This window comes from Ruegeria sp. TM1040 (assembly GCF_000014065.1).
Taxonomy (GTDB): Bacteria; Pseudomonadota; Alphaproteobacteria; order Rhodobacterales; family Rhodobacteraceae; genus Epibacterium.
The window spans coordinates 1-19,135 of the sequence record NC_008044.1 but is presented as its reverse complement, the minus strand read 5'-3'; the positions used below and the strand labels follow the sequence as shown (position 1 = coordinate 19,135).

Genomic DNA, 19,135 nt, shown 5'->3' with positions numbered 1-19,135 from the left:
CTCAAGCCACGCAAGGTCGCATCAATATGTCATGTCCACGAATAGGAAACAATGTGTTTAGAACTGGTTACGTTGTCCACCCGCAACGGTGGTACGCGCGTCAAATCCCCGACAAAGCCCGAGCTCGGCCAACTGTTCGGGGCTGTGATACTCTTGTGAATCTGGATGCCAGAAATCAGGCTTGGTTTCAATCTGTGCGTAATACCCCTCAAAGAGGGTCGGGTTGTGGAAATGCTCTGCGCGGCTGCGCTCCTGTTTCGACTTGCTTACGATTTCTGGCAGGAACTTGGTGTGAAGGAGCACGCCCGAAGGTGCCTGTCCTTCGGTCCCACCATAAATCGCGTTGAGCCGAGGCGGCAAAAGCGCATGCGTCGCATTCGTGTAAGCGTAGCGCCAATGCCATCGCATGAGCGGGATCTTGTTGAGCGTCGGAGCCCGCTCTGGGGTGTCAGCAAAGAACATGCGCGCCCGCGCGCCACCTTGAAGCCAAAGGTTGCCCTGCGGGGCCTGCCGCACAGCGTGATAGGGTGACGCATCAAACCACCGGAGCACCTCTGTCGGGTCTTGCCCAACGCGATACTCTTGCGTGCCGAGCGGCCCCTTTGGGTAGAGGTCAAGCATCAGCGCGCCAAATCCCTCCAGCCCGATCTGATCCAGTCTTTGCGTGAGCATTGGCAAGTCCATCTGATCCATGCCGGGATAGACGAGCAGCTCGTCGGCATCGACCGTCAGGCACCAATGACCACTGCCGTGTTGCATCAGCAACCAGCCCGACCAATCAATCCCAAAGCGGCTCGCGCGATAGCTGTCGTGGGTTTGCCAAAGCGAGAGATCGCCACGCCGGGCTTCGCGTTGCAGCAGGGCAAGGCTGCCATCTTCGCTCGTGTTATCCACCACCAGAAAATGCGCTGCGCCAAGCCGACGATAATACTCCAGAAAATATGGTAGGCGCTGCGCTTCATTGCGCAGCACCACCACCACGAGAATATCATCGCGCCCTATGTTGATGGTGTTGTCGACGATGCACCGAAGCTGTCGCCTTGCCCGATAGGCCCGCCACAGACACCGCCGCCGCTTCAGGCGCAACCGGTAGGCGGCCATCAGCGAGATCTTGGGCATCGGCGGTGCGCTCACCTCAGCGCTCGTAGTGGCCGCTTTGGTGCCAGCGCCATGCGTCAGAGATCATCTGGTCCATGGTGGAGCGCTTCGGCTCCCAGCCCAGTTCCTCTCCGGCGCGCACCGAGCCGGACACCAGCTTGGTACAGTCGCCCGCACGGCGCGGGCCGATGACATGCGGCACTTCGGTATTCGTTACGGCATGAGAATGCGACAGCACTTCCTTGACGGAAAACCCGGTGCCGGTGCCAAGGTTGAACACGCGGCTGCCTTTGCCATCCTCAAGCCATTTCAGGCCAAGGATATGAGCATCCACCAAATCGCAGACATGGACATAGTCGCGAATGCAGGTGCCATCTGGGGTGTCATAGTCGGTCCCAAACACAGTAAGCGCCGCCCGCTCGCCTTTGATCGCCTGAATCATCAGTGGCACCAAATGGGTTTCAGGCTGGTGGAACTCTCCCACCTCGGCCTCAGGATCTGCGCCCGCGACATTGAAATACCGAAAGATCACGCTGCGCAGGCCATGCGCGGCTTCGAAGTCTTTCAAGATATCCTCGACCGCCCGCTTGGACGCACCATAGGCATTTAAAGGCTGCTGCGGAGTATTCTCGTCCAGAACCACATTGTCGTGCTCGCCATATGTCGCGCAGGTGGACGAAAAGACGAAATCCAGACACCCTGCCGCCACGGCTGCCTCAATCAGGCAGAGCGAGCCGCCAACATTGTTCGCCCAATACCGTCCCGGCTCGGACATCGCCTCGCCCACCTGGCTCAGGGCTGCAAAATGCATCACGGCCACAGGTTTATATTGTGCAAACACCTCATCAAGGCGGCCCCGGTCGGTCAGATCGCCTTGTTCGAAGGGGCCGAACTTCACCGCATCCTGCCAGCCCGTGACCAGATTGTCATATGTGACTGGCGTATAGCCTGCCTGTTTCAGAGCTTTACATGCGTGCGAGCCAATGTAGCCCGCCCCTCCTGTGACCAGCACATTGGCCATGCGTGTCTGCCTCCCGGCTTTGGAATTCTGCTATGATTTTCTCAGAAGCCACTCCCTTTTTCAAAGGGAGCAGGCTTGATCGTTTAAAACGCGGTAAAGCTTATTCAGCAGCCTGTCGATGGGCCGACAGGGTCGAAAGATACTCCATGAGATCATCGCGCAGTTCTTCACGTTCCAACGCAAAGGCGACCGTAGCCTGCAAGAACCCAGACTTGGAGCCACAATCAAAGCGGCGCCCTTTGAAACGGTAGCCACAAACCGGCACGTCCCGCGCAATATCCTCCGCAATCGCGTCGGTCAGTTGGATCTCCCCGCCCGCCCCTTGTTTGCGCTTATTGAGATTCTGAAGCACCGAAGGCGACAAAATATAACGCCCGATCACTGCGAGGTTCGAGGGCGCTTCTTCGGGGCTCGGCTTTTCGATCATCGCATTGATCGGCATCACGGCATCCTTGCTATCCTTGACGTCGAGGATCCCGTAAGACGACGTTTTCTCTGGCGCAACTTCCATCGCTGCCACCATGTTGCCGCCGGTTTCAGCATAGGCTTCGACCATCTGCTGAAGGCAGGGCTTGTCGGCCGCGATCACATCGTCAGGCAGCATCACCGCAAATGGCTCATCCCCGATCAGACGGCGCGCGCACCAGACCGCATGGCCCAAGCCCAGCGCCTTGTGCTGACGAATATAGGCAATATCTCCTGATCCCATATTGGTCGCCTTGAGAACTTCGAGAAGCTGATCCTTGCCCTTTTTGCGCAGTTCCTGTTCCAGAACAGGCGCGTGGTCGAAATAGTCTTCAAGCGCTCCTTTGCCGCGAGATGTCACAAAGATGAATTCCTTGATGCCAGCAGCGCGCGCCTCGTCGATGGCATATTGCACGAGAGGCCGGTCAACGAGAGTCATGATCTCTTTGGGCACAGACTTCGTGGCAGGCAAAAAACGCGTGCCAAGACCGGCAACAGGGAAAATAGCTTTTGTAACTTTTCTAGGCATTTACACTCTCGTTGGTCTATCAAAGACGACTTGGAGCCGGGTCTGGCTCAACTCTTCCACCACAGTAACATAACTCTATCGCAATCCTGTGACGGCGTCACAGGTTTCCGACCCAAGGCGAGAAAATTCGCCTATTTTGCGGGCATTAGCCTATTCGACGCCCATTTTTCGCATCATTTCTTCGATTTTCGGCCGATCTTCTGGGTTGTTCAGCTCCCAGAACTCCCGTCCTCTTGCATCGACTTCGACACAGAGAATCTTACGGCCATTCTCCAGGAACCTCAGCTGTTCGAGGCCTTCTAGTGTCTCAAGCGGACCAACTGGCCACGTGGGATAGGCCAGAAGCGCGTCCGGGCGGTAGGCGTATACGCCAACGTGATGAAAGACTGGAGTGCACTCTGCGTCAGAATACCTGCCAGACTGGAATGGGATCACTTCCTTGGAAAAATAGAGCGCGCTATGGTCTGCCCCAAAGACCGCAGTGGTTCCCCCAACGCGCCCAGCACGGCGATCCTCCAGCAAGCTGTTGAGCGTGGCGCCATCGCAGCGCAGCACGGGCGTCGCCAGCCCCATTCCTTCTGCCGCCTGAAGGCCATTGATCAGATCCTCGATGAACCAAGGCGGTGTCAGTGGGGCGTCGCCCTGAAGGTTCACCACCACCTCATAGCCTCCCCCGAGGGCTGCATGCGCCTCGGCGCAGCGCTCGGTGCCATTGGCGCATGTCTCTGAGGTCATTACGACCTCAGCCCCGAAGGTTTCTGACGCCGCTTTGATGCGATCGTCATCTGTTGCAACCACCACGCGGTCCACGCCATTCACGGCGCAGGCCGCACGCCAGGAGCGCTCGATAAGCGACCGCGTCTTACCTGTTGCGCCAGTCAGTTCAGCCAAAGGCTTGCCGGGAAACCGTGTAGAGGCGTAACGCGCGGGAATGACAATCAGAACGGACATTTACGCGTCTTTCAACTCGACCGCAGGCGCGTGGGCGATAAAGAACGGGTTCGCAAATCCGTCCTTGCCGTACCGCAGCGGGTTGTGATCATCAAAACGCACAACGCGGCCACCAGCGCCCGAAAGAACAGCATGCCCTGCCGCCGTATCCCACTCCATCGTGCGGCCAACGCGCGGATAAAGATCGGCCTCGCCCGTCGCAACAAGGCAGAATTTCAACGAAGACCCTGCGCTGCGAGTGTCTTTCACGCTGTATTTGTTGATGTAATCGTCTGTGGCCTGATCGCGGTGGGATTTCGACGCGACCACAAGCAGAGCGCTATTGTCGCTCTCAGCCACTTTGAGCGCCGTGGTCTCGCCCACTTCATTCTTGCTGAAGGGGCCTTTTTCCTCGACCGCTGATCCATCGGCAAGAGTGTAGAACATACGGTCTCTGGCGGGCGCGTAGACCACACCGCGCGTGGGCACGCCTGCCTCGACATAGGCGATATTGACGGTGAAGTCGCCACGGCGATTGATGAATTCCTTGGTGCCGTCCAGAGGGTCAACAATCAGGAATGTATCGCCTGTTGCGCTATGAGACTCGGCTTGCTCTTCGGTGACGAGCATCACGTCAGGAAAAGCCGAGCGCAGCCCCGCCGAGATCAATGCGTCTGCCGCCTCGTCCGCAACGGTAACAGGGCTATCGTCTGATTTCTGCTTCACGTCGAAATCATCGGAGTTGTAGATCTCCATGATCTTGTCACCCGCTTCCAGAGCCAAGCGCCGCATCACCACTACCAGATCATCATAATTCACTCGGAGTCTCCCAAAGACCTACTTATTGCCACAAAGGTTTGCGCTTCTTATGCTTGCTTCTCAATGGATCAGCAAGAAATCCATGTGAGAATAAGCCACTTGCTGCTGAATTCTGAGGCCATGTTTCGATATCGCACCGATAAGTCACCGCTGTCCCGCGCCATCACGCTGAGTGAAGTTGTCTTTCATTCAGTGGTGCGTAGCGTGCGTTCGAAGCACAACAACGCCTTTATGGCGCTCGGGATCAACATCATCCAGTCCGTGCTGTTCGTGATGTTTTTCTACTTCATGTTCACGGTCATGGGCATCAAGGGTGCCGCCATCCGGGGCGACTTTCTACTCTACATGATGTCCGGCGTGTTCCTGTTCATGACCCACACCAAAACCGTGGGCGCCGTGGTAGGTGCCGAAGGGGCCTCGAGCCCCATGATGCAGCACGCCCCGATGAACACAACCATCGCAATCCTGTCCGCGGCCCTTGGGGCGCTTTATCTGCAGGTGTTGTCGATGTTGATCATTCTCTTTGCGTATCATGTCGCATTTACCCCGATCCACATCGAGGAGCCGGTCCCCGCCTTTGGCATGCTGCTATTGGCCTGGGCCTCCGGGGCTGCAATCGGCCTGGTACTCTATGTTCTGAAACCCTGGATGCCAAGTGCGATCGGGATCATTTCAACGATTTACCAGCGCTCCAACATGTTGTTTTCAGGCAAAATGGTGCTGGCGAACACCCTGCCGGGCTACATGCTGCCAATGTTCATCTGGAACCCTCTGTTCCATACGATCGATCAGGCACGTGGCTATATCTTCATCAACTATAATCCCCATGTCACCTGGTGGGAGTACACCATGTGGCTTGCGCTTATCTTCCTCGTCTTGGGGCTGATGGGAGAGTTTTACACAAGACGCGCGGTCTCGCTCAGCTGGGGTGCACGGCGCTAATCCTGCGACACTCCCACTACGTTACAACGCGCAGCGTCAGGTTCACGCGCCCCCCTTTGGGCAGCAAGCGCGAGGAGCGGAACCGGATACGGTCGATCCCGTGATACGCGAGGCGAGCCTCGCCACCCATTACCACAACATCTCCCGAATTGAGCCAAACCGTCTGGGTCTTTTCTTTGCGCGAGGTACCCCCAAGGCGCAGCAGCCCATCGTCACCCAGAGAAATCGACACCACAGGGAAGGAGAAATCCGCTTCATCCTTGTCCTGATGAAGTCCCATCCGCGCGCCTTCTCCATAGTAGTTGAAGAGGCAACAATCGGGAAGGCGCTCTCGATCAACGAGAGTGGTCCAAACGTTTAGAACTTCTGACGGGATCTCCGGCCACTTACGCCCCGAGGGATGTTTGCCTTCATAGCGATAGCCGCTGGGATCGCTGAACCAGCCATATTCTCCCGCAGAGGTCATCCGCACGGACATTTGCCCGCCCCCTGGAACCTCAGGCGAAAATAAAGGGGCCGCCCGTAGCACTGGACGCAGCGCTGAGATCAGCTCCTTTTGGGCCTGCACTGATAGAAATCCCTTATGGATTTCGAATCCACGCACCTTCAGCCGTGTCATTTACCCTATCTTTACTCTGTTTGTCGCAAAACCGCTGATAATTGCCTATGACAGGGCAATCGCGCGGTTGCAGGGGTGAATTTCGCTCCCTATATACGCCGAGAAGCGGTCGGATCTTGTTCCTACCGCAACTGAATCGGGGCCGGAATGCCAAAACGGGTTTCGGCTTCGGGTAATCGCCTTATGAAGTAAAAGGGATCGAACACAATGAGCAAAGTGATCGGGATTGACCTCGGGACCACCAACTCCTGCGTTGCCATCATGGACGGCTCTCAGCCGCGCGTGATCGAAAACGCCGAGGGTGCACGCACCACCCCTTCGATCGTTGCCTTCACCGATGAAGAGCGCCTTGTTGGACAGCCTGCAAAACGCCAGGCCGTGACCAACCCGGACAACACCATCTTTGGTGTGAAGCGCCTCATTGGCCGTCGGTTTGACGACAGCGACCTCGCCAAGGACAAGAAAAACCTGCCCTTCGCCGTAATCAACGGCGGCAACGGCGACGCATGGGTCGAAGCGAAGTCCGAGAAGTACTCCCCCTCCCAGATTTCCGCCTTCATCCTTGGTAAGATGAAGGAAACCGCCGAGAGCTATCTTGGCGAAGAAGTGACGCAAGCGGTCATCACCGTTCCTGCGTATTTCAACGACGCCCAGCGTCAGGCCACCAAAGACGCCGGCAAGATCGCTGGCCTCGAGGTGCTGCGCATCATCAACGAGCCGACTGCAGCGGCGCTGGCCTATGGCCTCGACAAGGCCGAAACCCAGACCATCGCAGTCTATGACCTTGGTGGCGGTACCTTTGACGTTACCATCCTCGAGATCGACGATGGCCTGTTTGAAGTGAAATCCACCAACGGTGACACCTTCCTCGGTGGTGAAGACTTCGACATGCGCATCGTGAACTACCTCGCGGATGAGTTCAAAAAAGAGCATGGCGTCGACCTGACCAAAGACAAGATGGCGCTTCAGCGTCTGAAAGAAGCGGCAGAGAAAGCCAAGATCGAGCTGTCGTCCTCTTCGCAGACCGAGATCAACCAGCCGTTCATCTCGATGGACCCGTCGTCTGGCCAGCCGCTGCACTTGGTCATCAAACTGACCCGCGCAAAGCTCGAAAGCCTCGTGGGCGACCTGATCAAGAACTCCATGAAGCCCTGCGCCGCCGCGCTGAAGGATGCTGGCCTGTCCGCGTCCGACATTGACGAGGTGGTTCTGGTCGGTGGTATGACCCGCATGCCGAAGGTCATCGAAGAGGTGACCAAATTCTTTGGCAAGGAGCCGCACAAGGGTGTGAACCCGGACGAAGTGGTTGCCATGGGCGCCGCCATTCAGGCTGGTGTTCTGCAGGGTGACGTGAAGGACGTTGTTCTTCTCGACGTGACCCCGCTGTCGCTCGGCATCGAAACCCTTGGTGGCGTCTTCACCCGCCTGATCGACCGCAACACCACGATCCCGACGAAGAAGTCTCAGGTCTTCTCCACCGCCGAGGACAACCAGAACGCCGTGACCATTCGCGTATTCCAGGGTGAACGCGAAATGGCAGCCGACAACAAGATGCTCGGTCAGTTCAACCTCGAAGACATCCCGCCCGCACCGCGCGGCATGCCTCAGATCGAAGTGACCTTTGACATCGACGCCAACGGTATCGTTTCGGTGTCCGCCAAAGACAAAGGCACTGGCAAAGAGCAGAAGATCACCATCCAAGCGTCTGGTGGCCTGTCCGACGAGGACATCGAAAAGATGGTCAAGGACGCCGAGGACAATGCCGAGGCTGACAAGGAACGTCGCGAGCTCATCGAAGCACGCAACCAGGCCGAGAGCCTGATCCACTCGACCGAGAAATCGATCGAAGATCACGGCGACAAGGTTGATCCCTCGACCATCGAGGCGATTGAACTGGCGATTGCGGCGCTCAAAGACGATCTCGAAGGCGACAAGGCGAATGCCGAGAAGATCAAATCCGGCATCCAGAACGTCACCGAAGCGGCGATGCGTCTGGGCGAGGCGATCTACAAGGCACAAGCCGAAGAAGGTGGCGCGGACGAGCCCTCTGCCGCTGATGAAGATGCTTCCGCAGGCCCCGGTGACGACGACATCGTTGATGCCGAGTTTGAAGATCTGGACGACAACAAGCGCTAAGGCAGCACCTTGGCCAAAGATGGGCCGGTCCGATCCCGGACCGGCCCTCTTTCGTTGAGGCAGAAGGGATTTTCCGATGTCAAAACGTGACTATTACGAGGTGCTCGGTGTCTCTAAGGGGGCCAGCGCCGACGAAATCAAAAAGGGCTTTCGCAAGAAGGCCAAAGAGCTGCACCCGGATCGCAATGCGGACAACCCGGACGCAGAAGCCCAGTTCAAAGAAGCCAATGAGGCCTATGACGTTCTGAAAGATCCGGAACGCAAGGCAGCCTATGATCGCTATGGTCATGCCGCCTTTGAAAACGGCATGGGTGGCGGAGGCGGTGGACGCGCAGGCGGTCACCCTGGAGGGGACTTCTCCTCTGCCTTTTCGGATGTCTTTGACGACCTCTTTGGCGACTTCATGGGCGGAGGAGGCGGGCGCGCGGGCGCGCGCCAGCGCGCAACTCGCGGCGCGGACCTGCGCTACAACCTGCGCCTGTCGCTTGAGGAAGCCTTTGCCGGCCTTCACAAGACCATCAACGTGCCCACCTCCGTAAGTTGCACCTCCTGTGAGGGTACAGGTGCCGAGGGCGGCGCAGAGCCAACAACCTGCCCGACCTGTTCGGGGATGGGGAAGGTCCGCGCGCAGCAGGGCTTCTTTACGGTGGAACGGACCTGCCCGACCTGTTCGGGTCTGGGCCAGATGATCAAAAACCCCTGCAAGACCTGTAACGGCCATGGCCGCGTGGAAAAAGATCGCTCGCTCTCGGTGAACATTCCTGCAGGTGTTGAAACCGGCACCCGCATCCGTCTCGCTGGCGAAGGCGAGGCAGGCCTGCGTGGTGGACCTCCGGGCGATCTCTACATCTTTATCGAGGTCGCACGCCACGAACTCTTTGAGCGCGAAGGCAACAACCTTCACTGCCGGGTTCCTGTCTCCATGGCCAAGGCGGCGCTGGGCGGCGCCATCGAGGTGCCCACCATCGATGGTGGTCGCGGGCGTGTCCAGATCCCCGAAGGCAGCCAGTCGGGCCGCCAGATGCGCCTACGAGGCAAAGGCATGCCTGCGCTGCGTGGCGGTGGGACCGGTGACATGTTCATCGAACTTGCGGTGGAGACACCTGTCAACCTGACGCCGCGCCAGAAGGAGATCCTGAAGGAGTTTGACGAGATTTCAGAGGAAAACACCAACCCTGAAACGCGCAGCTTTTTCTCCTCGGTCAAGAGCTTCTGGGACGGAATGAAAGGGTGATTACCCCCCTTTGACGGGCCATCTGGCCCGTCTTGACGTGCAAAACGCCCTTCGGGGCGTTTTTCTTTTTGGTAGCCTCACGATCTGCGCCAGCGCTGTTAACACTTTGATAACCATTAAGGCGACACCATGGCAGCATGGGGAAATCAGAACGCTTTGAGGAAGATATGCTGCCCCTCTTTGAGGGCGCGAATGGCGACAGTGACGAGGCGCCTCTCCTGCCCATCATGCAGGGGCGGATCCCATCCTATATCAGAGATCATCGCGCCCGTTTACGCGAACGCTTTATGAGCGCAGGGGCAATCGGCCTGCCGGACTATGAACTCCTGGAGCTGATCCTCTTTCGCTCCATTCCACGCAAGGACGTGAAGCCCTTGGCGCATCAGCTTCTTGCCAGTTTTGGCGACCTCAACCGCGTTGTGACCGCCTCTCCGGAGCGGCTCGCTGAGGTGCAAGGCATCGGACAGGCTGTAATCTGCGATCTCAAGATCTTTGAGGCCGCAGCGCAGCGCATGGCGCGATCGCGTGTCCTTCAACGCCAGGTGATCGCAAGCTGGGATGCACTGCTGGATTACTGCCATACAGCAATGGCACATCGTGAGACAGAGCAGTTCCGCGTGCTCTATCTCGACCGAAAGAACATCTTGATCGCGGATGAAGAACAGGCTCGCGGCACCGTGGATCACGTCCCGGTTTATCCGCGAGAGGTTGCAAAACGGGCGCTGGAGCTCAACGCCAGCGCCCTGATTTTAGTCCACAATCATCCGTCAGGCGATCCGACCCCCTCTCAGGCGGATATCGGCATGACCCGCAAGGTGGGGGCCGCCCTCGGCGCACTCGACATCACGCTTCATGACCACCTGATCATCGGAGCGTCGGACGAGCTGTCCTTTCGCTCCGAAGGCCTGCTTTAGAAGTCGAGGTTCTCGACACTCAGGGCGTTTTTCTGGATGAACTCGCGGCGCGGCTCCACCACGTCGCCCATCAGCTTGGTAAAGAGATCATCTGCCTCGATCATGTCATCGACACGCACCTGCAGCAGGGTTCTTGCATCAGGATCCAGCGTCGTTTCCCAGAGCTGATCGGGGTTCATCTCGCCCAGACCCTTGTAGCGTTGGAGAGTCAGACCTTTTTCACCTTCCTCCAAAATCGCCTTAAGGAGATCTAGAGGACCGTAGATCGCTTGCTGACGATCCTTGCGATGCAGTGTGGCCGGGGCTCCGTAAATCTCTTGGAGCGACTTGGTGAAGCTACCGGTCTTGCGCGCTTCGCCAGAGCGCAGCATCGGACCATCCAATGTGCGGACCTCTTCAACCCCGCGCAGGATACGTGCCAGCCTGATGCCGTGATCCTGCGTGATACGGCCCTGCCAGCCGCGCTCATACTCCAGCGCGATCAAATCAAGTCGTGCCGCAACCTTATCCGCAACGCCCTGCAGATCCGCATCCACCGCTCCGGGCACAAAAGCCCCAGCAATGGCAGCTTGTTCAAGGATGTGACGCGGGTAATGCGTCGGGAACGCGTCCAAAAGACGCTTCAGACGGCGTGCCTCATCAACGACACGCGTGAGATCCTGACCCGCAATCTCGGACCCGTCGCCCAGACGCAGCAACGCGCCGTCGACGCCCTGATTGATCAGATAGTCGTCCATCGCGGCTTGGTCCTTGAGATACACCTCGGACTTGCCACGGCTGACCTTATAAAGCGGCGGCTGCGCAATATAGAGATAGCCACCTTCGATGAGTTCCGGCATCTGGCGATAGAAGAACGTGAGCAGCAGCGTCCGGATGTGCGCCCCATCCACGTCCGCGTCGGTCATGATGACGATCTTGTGGTAGCGCAGTTTCTCGATGTTGAACTCGTCACGGCCGATGCCCGTGCCCAGGGCCATCACGAGATTGCCGATTTCCTGGCTCGAGAGCATCCGGTCAAAGCGCGCGCGCTCCACGTTCAGGATCTTACCTTTCAAGGGCAGGATCGCCTGGGTTTGGCGGTCGCGTCCAGTCTGCGCCGAGCCCCCCGCAGAGTCCCCCTCGACAAGGAAGACTTCGGTCTTGGCGGGGTCTTTCTCCGAGCAATCCTTGAGCTTTCCGGCGAGGAAATTCACGTCCATCGCGGTTTTGCGACGTGTGAGTTCGCGCGCCTTGCGGGCGGCCTCGCGCGCCAGAGCCGCTTCGATGATCTTACCGACCACCTGCTTGGCAACGTTGGGGTTTTCCTCGAACCACTCGGCAAGTTTTTCCCCCATCAGGCTCTCTACAACTGGGCGCACCTCAGAGGAGACCAGTTTGTCCTTGGTCTGGGACGAGAATTTGGGATCCGGGACTTTGACAGAGAGCACACAAGTCAGGCCTTCGCGCGCGTCGTCGCCGGTGAAGGAGACTTTCTCCTTTTTCGCGATGCCGGAGGATTGCGCGTAGCTGTTGATGGTCCGCGTCAGCGCGCCACGGAAGCCCGCCACATGGGTGCCTCCATCACGCTGAGGAATGTTGTTGGTGAAGGGCAGCACCGTCTCGTGATAGCTGTCATTCCACCACATCGCGATCTCAACGCCGATGTCGTCTTTTTCGCCCTTGATATAGATCGGGGCATCCATCACCGGGGTTTTGGAGCGATCGAGGTATTTCACAAACTCGTTGACGCCGCCCTCGTAGAAAAGCTCGCTCTCCAGACGTTCGGCCGGGCGCTCGTCCGCCACCACGATCCGCACGCCTGAATTGAGAAACGCCAGTTCACGCAGGCGCTTTTCCAGTGTCTCGAAGGAGTATTCGAGGTTGGAGAACGTATCGGTAGACGCCAAAAAGCGCACTTCGGTCCCGGTGCGATCGCCACAATCCCCCACCACGGTGAGGTGTTTCACGGTATCCCCGCGCTCAAAGCGAGCGACGTGTTCTTTGCCATTGCGCCAAATGCGCAACTCGAGCCAATCCGACAGCGCGTTCACAACGGATACGCCGACCCCGTGCAGGCCGCCGGAGACCTTGTAGGAATTGCTGTCGAACTTACCGCCCGCGTGCAGCTGGGTCATGATGACTTCTGCTGCGGAGACGCCTTCCTCGGCGTGGATATCAACCGGGATACCACGACCATTATCACTCACGGAGACGCTGGAGTCGGCGTGGATCGTGACCGTCACCCGGTCCGCATGGCCGGCCAGCGCCTCGTCGATGCCGTTGTCGACGACTTCGTAAACCATGTGGTGCAGACCGGAGCCGTCATCGGTGTCGCCGATATACATGCCAGGCCGCTTGCGCACGGCCTCCAACCCCTTGAGAACCTTGATGGAATCTGCGCCATATTCTGCTGGGGCTTGCTCGTTTTCGGACATTCACGTGATCCTATTCTTGCTTTCGGATTTTATACGCGTTCCGAGGGGAGATGTCACGCGCAAGCCCCCTTTTTTCTTGGCTGAATCACGCTGCCGCACGCCCCAGATTAGCCACTGTTTTCAGCCATTGATCCGCCTGTCCGGGCTTGGGATGTGAGGCCGCCGCAAAGCTGGTGTAGCGCACAGGCTTGATGCCGACAAAGCCGAGGATTTGACGTGACATGATCTTCTTGATGGCATTGCCGTAGAGCAGACGCAGGAACCAGGACGGCGTGTCGCTGGTCAGCATGACGCGTGCGGTCTTGCCGGTCATCATCGGCGCAGGCACACCAAAGGCGTTTGTGTTGCGCGTGTCAAACGCCTGCCCCGGCAACAGCGCCCGGTCAAACAGACCTTTGAGTTTTGCTGGGAACGCCCCCCACCAAAGTGGCGTGGTCACCACCAGATGCTCCGCCCATTCGAGATCTGCCACAAAGGATTGCAGCGCGGGCTCCAACGGCTTTGTGTCGTGATAGCCCCCCTCGCCAAAATCCATATCGAACTGCATCTGGGACAGATCCTGATACCGCAACTCATGCCCGGCGGCTTCGGCAGCACGCCGATAGGCATCGGCAAGGGATTTATTGAGCGAATTTTGACCGGGGTGGCCATTCAGAACGAGAATCTTTCGCGTGGACATTTGTGGCTCCGCATTGCTAAATGTGACTTCGGTCAATTTAATGACCCCATAAGTGACCGCGGTCAAGTTTATTTTTGACCCTGGTCAATTTATTAGATGTGGGAGACATTCAGACATGGGTCGCGCGCCGCAGAGAAGACGCCTAGAAACACGTGCTAAACTGCTGACGGTTGCCGCAGAAATAATTGATTCACATGGTGTTTCTGCATTGCGGGTCGAAGACGTGGTTGCGCAGGCCGGCGTTGCAAAGGGCACGTTCTTTTCTCATTTCGGAGACAAGGACGGATTGCTGGCAGTGATCCTGGGCGCGCGCGTCATGCGCTACATTGAGGACATGGAAGACGCACCTGCACCAAGTAGCCCGGCAGAAATCGCGCAGCGACTCGCGCCACTCTTGGATTTCATATCCCAGGATCGGATCATCTTTGATCTGTTGCTACGCTACTCCGGCACCACTGGCGCCGAAATCGAAGAAGTCGTCACCGAAGGCTTCCTGCGCCAGATCGCACTGTTCATCCGTTGGATAACCAATATGCAGGCCAAGGGGCAGATTTCCCAAAACGGCAATCCCGAGCTTCTGGCGGAAGGCATACAGGGCTTTCTCAACCATGTCCTTGCAACGGGTTTCTGCATGGAACACAGTAACACCCCACCACCGTCAAAGGCTCTTGTGCCCTATCTTGAGCAATGGCTCCTCAAGTGAAGGGGATTATGCAGGCGACAGCGATCAACAGGTAGCCGGCACCGAGATTCATGCGTCGTAACGCCACCGGAGACGATAGAAGCACCCGCACCTGGCTCACAAATCCGGCCAGCATCACGTTTCCAATCAGCGGCACCGCCATGGAAACCGCGCAAATCAGGGCAATATCTGCCGATGTCACCTGCGACAGATCAAAGAACCCGGGTAAGATCCCCATATAGAACAAGGCAGCCTTCGGGTTGCCAAGAATAACAATCACGCCCGCCACAAACCCAGCCCATCGTCCGGGCTTGGTCAAACGGCTGTTTGTTGAAATCGGCTGACCCGCACTGCGGATTGTCGAGAGTCCCATAAGCACAAACACGAGAACGGCGACGCCTTTCAAGACCAGTGCAATCTGGGCTGAGGCCGCGGTAATCCACGCGACTCCGAGGATGGCGACCAGAGGCCAGACCACATCGCCAATCGCCACTCCAAGCGCCAACGGCCACCCAGCGTGAAATCCACCAGACATCGCCCGCGCCACCAAGGCCAGCCAGACCGGTCCGGGCGTCAGAAACAGCACAAAAACAGCGCTGGCATAAATCACCAGATCCCAAAGGCTCAGACTCATTGCAGTGTAACCTCGCTTGTCCCGCCCCGATCGCTCACGGTCAAATGTTGCGCGCGGGAGCCCAATTCTTGAAACAGCTCAGGTCCCGTGCCCGTCATCCAGGCCTGCGTGCCCAACGCGCAAATCTCGTCATAGAGCGCGGCCCGCCGCCCCGCATCCAGATGCGCCGCCACTTCGTCCAGCAGCAGAATCGGGGCCGCACCTTCCTGTGCCTGCAGCGCGCGCGCATTGGCGAGGATCAAGGAGACCAACAGCGCCTTTTGCTCTCCTGTGGAGCAATCCTTTGCTGGCAACCCCTTGGCCAAAAAGGTGCCAATCAAATCGCTTCGGTGTGGCCCGACCAGGGTTCGCCCAACCGTCAGATCGCGCATCCGTCCAGCATCCAGCATTTCGCGCAGCGCTTCGGCACTGGCGGGCATATCCCCTTCGGCCTGCACAAGCTGCAACTGCGCCACCGGAAATGCGGTCTCTGCCTCAGCTTGAGCAGCTGTCAGCCGTGCCACCGCATCCATACGGGCCTGATGGATGCGAAAGCCGGTTTCGGCCATCTGCCCCTCAAGTACGCGATACCATGCCGCATCCCGGACGTTGTCCTTTAGCAGGCGATTGCGCTCCCGCATTGCTTTTTCATAGGAAAGACTTGCCTCAGCGTGATCCGGATCAAAACTGAGCGCGATGCGATCGAGAAATCTCCGCCGCCCTTCAGCCCCCTCGATCCACAAGCGATCCATCGCCGGAACCAACCAGACAACGCGAGCGATCCGCCCGAGCGCAACCTGGCTTGCACTCTTGTTGTCGATCTTGACCTGTCTGGCGTTACCAACTTCAGAGGAGGTCTCCACCTCATAGGCCTGGCCGGAGGACTGAAGCACACCCCGAAGCTTCCATCCCAGGGCCTCTGGCTGGCGCGCCATATCTGCCGCGGAGGCGCGCCGGAGCCCCCGCCCCGGGGAAAACAACGATACTGCCTCAAGGATATTGGTCTTGCCCGCACCATTGTTGCCGTGGATCGCGACCGGGCGCGTATCCAAATGCAAATCCGCCCGCAAATGCGAGCGGAAGTGAGACATGAACAGGGACGTCAGTGCCAACACGGGGCTTCATCTTTTCAAAAATACCTCCGCCGGAGGCCGGGCCGTCAGACCCGTTGCAACACCGGTCAGACGCGCATCGGCATGACCACATAGACCGCGCTTTCGTCGCTGCCTTCGCGCATCAATGTCGGATCACCAGAAGAGTTGAACATGAACACGGCATTCTCTCGATCAACCTGATTGGCAATCTCCAGAAGATATTTCGCGTTAAACCCGATTTCCAACCGCTCGTCGCTATAGGCAACAGCCAGCTCTTCTTCGGCTGCACCGCTGTCAGGGGCATTCACCGACAACACAAGCCGATCTTCATCAAGTTGCAGCTTTACCGCGCGTGACCGCTCTGAAGACACCGTGGCAACCCGGTCCACAGCTTTCGCAAACTCACTGGCATCCACCTCCAGACGGCGGGTATTGCCGACCGGAATAACGCGGGTGTAATCGGGGAAAGTCCCGTCAATCACCTTGGATGTCAGAGTGATATTGGGCGTGGCAAAGCGCACTTTGGTCTCTGAGACAGAGACAGCGATATCCATGTCGTCCTCGTCGAGGAGTTTGCGCAACTCGCCCACAGTCTTGCGGGGCACGATCACGCCTGGCATGTCCTCGGCACCCATCGGCAAATCCGCATCAATACGCGCAAGACGGTGCCCGTCGGTTGCCACACAGCGCAGCGCCTTGCCACCGCTTTCACCGGTGGCCACATGCATATAGACACCGTTCAGGTAATAGCGCGTCTCTTCGGTGGAGATCGCAAACTTTGACTTGTCAAACAGGCGCCGCAACATGGCGGCATTTGCCGTGAAGTTGGAGTGATACTCCGACGTCGCCATAACCGGAAAATCTTCTCGCGGCAGCGTTGCCAGCGAAAAATTCGACCGGCCAGCCTCCACAGTGAGGCGACCACTGGCCGCGTCGGCATCGAGCGTGACCAGTGCCCCGTCGGGCAGCTTGCGCACGATCTCATGCAATGTGGTGGCCGCAACGGTGGTGGCGCCTGCACGCTCCACCTGTGCGGGCGCCTTGTCGACGACCTCGATATCGAGGTCGGTTGCGCGGAACATCACATCACTGCCTTCGGCCTCGATCAGGACATTGGCGAGGATCGGAATGGTGTTGCGGCGCTCAACCACCGACTGCGCCTGGGCCACAGCCTTCAGAAGCGTTGCGCGTTCAATGCTGATCTTCATTTCCCTCTATCCTCTTCGGCTGGCAGTCTTTGGAAACATGTGGTTCGAGCGGAGCGGCAGATTAACGTTCCTACCCTTCAACACAAGGTTTTTATTGATTTCTCCAAGGGATTGAGCGGAGCGTCAAGAGCAGAGCGACGCACCCGACCACAAAGTCGCAAAACAATCCAAGATGCGTCTCAATTGCCGCGCCAAAAATGGCAACGGCCCCGGTGGGCATCCGGGGCCGCAAAAACCTTGGCAGACCTGTTGAGGCGCAGCCTGCCAATTCTACCGGTGCATTACGCCTCGAGCGAGCGGCGCAGCATCTCCACATCCTCGGCGATCTGGCCGTCGATGGTCTTCAACTCTTCGATGCGACGCACACCATGCATAACGGTGGTATGATCCCGACCACCAAAACGGCGCCCGATTTCCGGTAGCGAGCGGCTGGTCAGCTGTTTGCACAGATACATCGCCACCTGACGCGGGCGCGCATAAGACCGCAGGCGCTTGGGGCCGATGATATCCGACATCCGGATGTTGTAATACTCCGACACCTTGCGCTGGATTTCCTCGACGGTGATCTTGCGCTCGGAGGCGCGCAGCACATCCGCAAGACAATCCTGCGTAAGGTCCATGTCGATCTCGCGTCCCACAAGGGAAGCGAAGGCGAACAGGCGTGTCAACGCGCCTTCGAGCACGCGCACATTGGTCGAGATCCGGTGCGCAAGCAGCTCCAGAACACCATCTGCGATTTTCAGATCCGGGTAGTTCTTGCGGTTCTGCTGCACCTTGGTCTGAAGGATGCCCAGACGCAATTCGTAGTCGGTTGGATGCAGATCCACCACCAGACCACATTGCAGGCGCGACTTTACGCGATCCTCGAGATCCTTGATCTCGCCGGGTGCGCGATCGGCTGAGATGATGATCTGCTTGTTCTGGTCCACCAGCGCATTGAAGGTATGGAAGAACTCCTCTTGGGTAGAATCCTTGCCGGCGATGAACTGCACGTCATCCACCATCAGCACATCAACAGAGCGGAAGAGATGTTTGAAATCCATCATCTTGCGCTCGCGCAGCGCCTGAACAAACCGATACATGAACTGTTCGGCGGAAAGATACAGGACGTTCAGCTCGGGATTGCGCTCTTTCAACTCCCACGCGATCGCATGCATCAGGTGTGTCTTACCAAGACCCACGCCGCCATAAAGGACCAACGGATTGAACGTCACCGGGCCACCTTCGGCCACACGGCGCGCGGCCGCGTGTGCCAGCTCGTTGGGTTTGCCGACCACAAAACTGTCGAATGTGAAACGGGGGTCAAGCGGCGCTGCCTGAAGGTCTTCTGGCGGCGATTTCACAGACGTATTCCCTTCTTGATTGCCCAGTTGATCCACAACGGTTGTCTGAAGCGGGGCAGGTTCCTCGATCGCTTCGGACATCGTTGGTTGCACCGGGCGGGTCGGAGAATTGGCCGCGACCTTGAACGCCAGTCGCTGTACAGCTTCGCCAGATTTGTTGAACTCATGCAGGATCAGATCTGCAAAGTTCTGGCTCACATAATTCCCCATGAAATTTGTGGGCACGTGGAACGTCGCCACGCCGCCATCCACCTGGTCCAGCTCAAGCGGCTCGATCCAAGTGGTGAAGTTGTTCTGCCCGACCGTTTTTAGCAAACGTTTTCTTAGTAGACCCCATGTGTCGTCTGTCATGCTGCGCCTCACGCATCCTGTGTTGTGGCCGTTTCACGGCCTGT

Annotated in this window: 17 protein-coding genes; 5 read left to right on the top strand and 12 right to left on the bottom strand. The window is 58.0% G+C overall.

Translation table 11 applies throughout. The features are described from left to right. Positions 1-57: 57 nt before the first annotated feature. The 5 genes from TM1040_RS04380 to cysQ form a co-directional block, all read right to left on the bottom strand. Complete coding sequence (locus tag TM1040_RS04380; protein WP_011537388.1) at positions 58-1,119, bottom strand: glycosyltransferase family 2 protein; 1,062 nt, start codon at positions 1,117-1,119, stop codon at positions 58-60. A 16-nt stretch (positions 1,120-1,135) separates the two neighbouring features. Beyond that, positions 1,136-2,119 (bottom strand): UDP-glucose 4-epimerase GalE, encoded by a 984-nt coding sequence (gene galE, locus TM1040_RS04375; protein ID WP_011537387.1) that lies wholly within the window; start codon positions 2,117-2,119, stop codon positions 1,136-1,138. 100 nt (positions 2,120-2,219) lie between these two features. Beyond that, a complete protein-coding gene (galU, locus tag TM1040_RS04370) occupies positions 2,220-3,113 on the bottom strand; it encodes a UTP--glucose-1-phosphate uridylyltransferase GalU (protein WP_011537386.1) in 894 nt (297 codons plus the stop codon). Positions 3,114-3,263: 150 nt separating this feature from the next. Continuing rightward, positions 3,264-4,064, bottom strand: coding sequence for a 3-deoxy-manno-octulosonate cytidylyltransferase (locus TM1040_RS04365; RefSeq protein WP_011537385.1), 801 nt, complete (start codon positions 4,062-4,064; stop codon positions 3,264-3,266). Beyond that, complete coding sequence (gene cysQ / locus TM1040_RS04360; protein WP_011537384.1) at positions 4,065-4,862, bottom strand: 3'(2'),5'-bisphosphate nucleotidase CysQ; 798 nt, start codon at positions 4,860-4,862, stop codon at positions 4,065-4,067. It lies immediately after the preceding gene. Between the two features lie 120 nt (positions 4,863-4,982). Here cysQ and TM1040_RS04355 point away from each other — a divergent pair, with 120 nt between their 5' ends. Further along, positions 4,983-5,804 carry an ABC transporter permease gene (locus tag TM1040_RS04355; RefSeq protein WP_044026970.1) on the top strand — a complete coding sequence of 274 codons (822 nt, stop codon included), beginning with the start codon at positions 4,983-4,985 and terminating at the stop codon, positions 5,802-5,804. A gap of 16 nt (positions 5,805-5,820) precedes the next feature. On the opposite strand, the gene TM1040_RS04350 is transcribed toward TM1040_RS04355, so the two are convergent. Beyond that, positions 5,821-6,423 (bottom strand): alpha-ketoglutarate-dependent dioxygenase AlkB family protein, encoded by a 603-nt coding sequence (locus tag TM1040_RS04350; protein WP_011537382.1) that lies wholly within the window; start codon positions 6,421-6,423, stop codon positions 5,821-5,823. Between the two features lie 207 nt (positions 6,424-6,630). On the opposite strand from TM1040_RS04350, the gene dnaK reads away from it, so the two are divergent. From dnaK to radC, 3 genes are all read left to right on the top strand, one after another. Further along, entirely contained in the window at positions 6,631-8,559 is a 1,929-nt protein-coding gene (gene dnaK / locus TM1040_RS04345; RefSeq protein ID WP_011537381.1) for a molecular chaperone DnaK, read from the top strand. Positions 8,560-8,635: 76 nt separating this feature from the next. Continuing rightward, a complete protein-coding gene (dnaJ, locus tag TM1040_RS04340; RefSeq protein WP_011537380.1) occupies positions 8,636-9,793 on the top strand; it encodes a molecular chaperone DnaJ in 1,158 nt (385 codons plus the stop codon). 137 nt (positions 9,794-9,930) lie between these two features. Further along, positions 9,931-10,707 (top strand): RadC family protein, encoded by a 777-nt coding sequence (radC, locus tag TM1040_RS04335; RefSeq protein WP_011537379.1) that lies wholly within the window; start codon positions 9,931-9,933, stop codon positions 10,705-10,707. On the opposite strand, the gene gyrB is transcribed toward radC, so the two are convergent. Next, on the bottom strand, positions 10,704-13,121 hold the full coding sequence (gyrB, locus tag TM1040_RS04330) for a DNA topoisomerase (ATP-hydrolyzing) subunit B (RefSeq protein WP_011537378.1): 2,418 nt from the start codon (positions 13,119-13,121) through the stop codon (positions 10,704-10,706). The two genes, radC and gyrB, sit on opposite strands and share 4 nt — an antisense overlap. Positions 13,122-13,206: 85 nt before the next feature. Further along, entirely contained in the window at positions 13,207-13,800 is a 594-nt protein-coding gene (locus TM1040_RS04325; RefSeq protein WP_011537377.1) for an NAD(P)H-dependent oxidoreductase, read from the bottom strand. Positions 13,801-13,915: 115 nt separating this feature from the next. On the opposite strand from TM1040_RS04325, the gene TM1040_RS04320 reads away from it, so the two are divergent. Then, positions 13,916-14,503 carry a TetR/AcrR family transcriptional regulator gene (locus TM1040_RS04320; RefSeq protein ID WP_011537376.1) on the top strand — a complete coding sequence of 196 codons (588 nt, stop codon included), beginning with the start codon at positions 13,916-13,918 and terminating at the stop codon, positions 14,501-14,503. Here TM1040_RS04320 and TM1040_RS04315 read toward each other — a convergent pair. The 4 genes from TM1040_RS04315 to dnaA form a co-directional block, all read right to left on the bottom strand. After that, positions 14,496-15,116 (bottom strand): LysE family translocator, encoded by a 621-nt coding sequence (locus tag TM1040_RS04315; RefSeq protein ID WP_011537375.1) that lies wholly within the window; start codon positions 15,114-15,116, stop codon positions 14,496-14,498. The two genes, TM1040_RS04320 and TM1040_RS04315, sit on opposite strands and share 8 nt — an antisense overlap. Then, entirely contained in the window at positions 15,113-16,210 is a 1,098-nt protein-coding gene (gene recF / locus TM1040_RS04310; protein ID WP_044026625.1) for a DNA replication/repair protein RecF, read from the bottom strand. Before recF ends, TM1040_RS04315 begins: the two co-directional genes overlap by 4 nt. A 65-nt stretch (positions 16,211-16,275) precedes the next feature. Beyond that, positions 16,276-17,397 (bottom strand): DNA polymerase III subunit beta, encoded by a 1,122-nt coding sequence (gene dnaN, locus TM1040_RS04305; RefSeq protein ID WP_011537373.1) that lies wholly within the window; start codon positions 17,395-17,397, stop codon positions 16,276-16,278. A 281-nt stretch (positions 17,398-17,678) separates the two neighbouring features. Further along, positions 17,679-19,091, bottom strand: a complete 1,413-nt coding sequence (gene dnaA / locus TM1040_RS04300) for a chromosomal replication initiator protein DnaA (RefSeq protein ID WP_011537372.1) — start codon at positions 19,089-19,091, stop codon at positions 17,679-17,681. Positions 19,092-19,135 lie beyond the last annotated feature (44 nt).